3 protein-coding genes are annotated in these 3,156 nt (G+C 35.3%); 2 read left to right on the top strand and 1 reads right to left on the bottom strand.

Going from position 1 to position 3,156, the window contains the following annotated elements:
* Nucleotides 1–193: 30S ribosomal protein S20 (gene rpsT / locus TJ68_RS01715; protein ID WP_040928396.1), on the bottom strand; the 193-nt coding region annotated here is incomplete at its 3' end.
* 161 nt (nucleotides 194–354) lie between these two features.
* Here rpsT and lepA point away from each other — a divergent pair.
* Together lepA and hemW are read left to right on the top strand one after the other, a co-directional pair.
* Entirely contained in the window at nucleotides 355–2,178 is a 1,824-nt protein-coding gene (lepA, locus tag TJ68_RS01710) for a translation elongation factor 4 (RefSeq protein WP_040928397.1), read from the top strand.
* A gap of 168 nt (nucleotides 2,179–2,346) precedes the next feature.
* The coding region (gene hemW, locus TJ68_RS01705) for a radical SAM family heme chaperone HemW (protein ID WP_052327247.1) at nucleotides 2,347–3,156 on the top strand (810 nt) is incomplete at its 3' end.

The following is a 3,156-nucleotide window of genomic DNA, read 5'->3' as shown; positions in this document are numbered from 1 at the left end:
GTTTTTTGTTAGAAGCTTTATCAACTAAGCTGATTGCTTTGTTTACTAATTCTTCAACATTTTCAGCGTTATTCTCTTTCGCAGTTTCTGCAACTTTGATTGCAGTACGCATTGCGTTCTTTTGAGCAATGTTACGTTCAGTAGCTGCTTGTGTAGTTTTAACACGTTTGATTGCTGATTTAATGTTAGCCATGTTTGCACCTCCAGAGTTAAAAGTTGTACAACTTTGATTGCAACAAAAATATTCTATCAGATTTACAAGTGTAATGCAATGTACACTTTCAAAATGAATTGATGAAACTATATGAAATTGATATAATTAATTCAATTGTTAGTAAAGGTGTTGGATATATTATGGACGACAAAAAGCGTTTAGAAAGACAAAAGAAAATAAGAAACTTTTCTATTATAGCTCATATCGATCACGGGAAATCTTCATTAGCGGATCGATTACTTGAGCATACAGAATCAGTAGCTGCACGTGATATGTCCGACAGACTACTCGATGCAATGGAGCTTGAACAAGAGCGTGGTATTACGATTAAGTTAAACGCTGTTCAGTTAAAATATACAAGACCAAATGGAGAAGAGTATATTTTCCACCTCATTGATACACCAGGGCACGTCGACTTCTCTTATGAAGTATCACGTTCTCTCGCGGCATGTGAAGGTGCAATTTTAGTCGTCGATGCTGCACAAGGTATCGAAGCACAGACACTTGCGAACGTTTATCTTGCATTAGATAACGAGTTAGAATTAGTACCTGTAATTAATAAAATAGACTTACCTGCTGCAGATCCAGAGCGTGTTGCACAGGAAGTTGAAGATGTCATCGGTCTAGATAAAGACGATGCGGTACGTGCATCTGCTAAAGCGGATATTGGTATCGATGATATATTAGAAAGTATCGTAGAAACTGTACCACCACCTGAAGGTGATCCTTCTGCACCTTTAAAAGCATTAATTTTTGACTCTGAATACGATCAATATCGTGGGGCGATTTCGTCGATCCGTGTATTTGATGGAACGGTTAAAGTCGGAGATAAAATTCGTATGATGCAAACAGGTACGGAATTTGAAGTAACTGAAGTCGGCATACATACGCCAGCTCCGATGGCAGTAGACGAACTAACTGTTGGAGACGTTGGATTTTTAGCAGCACAAGTAAAATCAGTGTCTGACGCACGCGTTGGTGATACGATAACACATGCGAACAACCCAACGGACACACCGTTACCTGGATATAAACGTATGAACCCGATGGTGTACTGTGGACTATATCCAATTGATTCTGGAGACTACGTAGATTTACGTGAAGCTCTTGAAAGATTACAGCTAAATGATTCTGCATTAGAATTTGAACCAGAATCTTCTCAAGCATTAGGATTTGGTTATCGTACCGGATTTTTAGGAATGCTTCATATGGAGATTATCCAAGAACGATTAGAGCGTGAATTTGGTATTGACTTAATTGCTACAGCACCTTCAGTTATTTATAAAGTGCATACGACAGACGGTGAAGTACATAACGTAGATAACCCGTCACAAATGCCAAAACAAGATTTAATCGATTATATTGAGGAACCTTATGTAAAAGCAGAGATTATGGTACCAAACGAGTATGTTGGTGCAGTGATGGAACTTTGTCAGAAGAACCGTGGTAACTTCATTACGATGGATTATTTAGATGATATTCGCGTGAATGTTAAATATGAAATACCATTAGCAGAAATCGTATTTGATTTCTTCGATACGCTAAAGTCTCATACGAAAGGATATGCGAGTTTAGACTACGAAATCATCGGATATAAAGAATCGAAATTAGTTAAAATGGATATTTTATTAAATAACGAAGTCGTCGATGCATTAAGTATTATCGTTCATAGAGACTTTGCATATCAAAGAGGACGTGCACTCGTAGAGAAACTAAAAGAGTTAATTCCACGTCAGCAATTTGAAGTGCCTGTTCAAGCAGCACTCGGAAATAAAATTATTTCACGTACAAATATACGATCGATTGGTAAAAACGTCCTTGCTAAATGTTACGGTGGGGACGTATCACGTAAACGTAAACTACTAGAAAAGCAAAAAGAAGGTAAAAAGAAGATGAAAGCTGTTGGTTCAGTTGAAATTCCACAAGAAGCTTTCTTAGCAGTATTACGTATGGATGAAGACTAATTGATTATTTTAAAAGAGAAATCATGTTTCATGATTTCTCTATTTTTTTTAAGGAGGCAATTATGGATAGCCTATATATTCATATCCCATTTTGTAATCGAATTTGTGCATATTGCGACTTTAATAAGTTTTTAATTCGATAATCAGCCCGTCGACACGTATGTAGAAATGTTAATTAAAGAATTAAAGTATTTAAAAGAACGAAATTTAAAAACGATATATGTCGGTGGTGGAACACCAACCGCTTTAAATATGAACCAGCTTGAACGATTACTTTCATTTATTAATGATAATTTTAATGTCAGTCACGAGTATACGTTCGAAGCAAATCCAGATGAGTTAACGACGGAAAAAATCAGTCTATTAAAAGAATACGGTGTAAATCGTGTGTCTCTCGGTGTACAAACATTCGATAACGAGTTATTAAAAGTGCTTGGACGTACACATAATTTTGATGATATTTATCGCTCTATTAATCATATGGAAAAAATTGGTTTAGATAATTACTCGATTGATCTTATGTATAATTTGCCCGGGGAAACATTTCAGCATATTGAAGACTCATTGAATAATATAAAAGTGTTACAGCCAAAACATATTTCATGGTATTCATTGATTATTGAAAAACATACGATTTTTTATAACAAAATTAAACAAGGAAAATTACACATAGCGAATTCTGAGGTCGAAGGGCAACGATATGAACGTGTAATAGAAGGTTTAAAAGAAATAGGATATCACCAATATGAGATATCAAATTTTTCATCAGATCCAAAGTATGAATCGATGCATAATAAGACATACTGGAAAAATAATGAATATTATGGTGCAGGTGCTGGGAGCCATGGATATGTAAATGGAGAAAGATATTTTAATGTAAAACCAGTGCCACACTATATTAATCGTATGAAAGAAGATACGAATGCGATTAAAGAAATTCATAAACTATCTAATAAAGAGATGTACGAAGAAGAAATG

It is taken from the genome of Nosocomiicoccus massiliensis (assembly GCF_000438455.1).
Taxonomy (GTDB): domain Bacteria; phylum Bacillota; class Bacilli; order Staphylococcales; family Salinicoccaceae; genus Nosocomiicoccus; species Nosocomiicoccus massiliensis.
The sequence above is the reverse complement of the archived record's forward strand: the minus strand, read 5'-3'. Positions and strand labels throughout refer to the sequence as shown.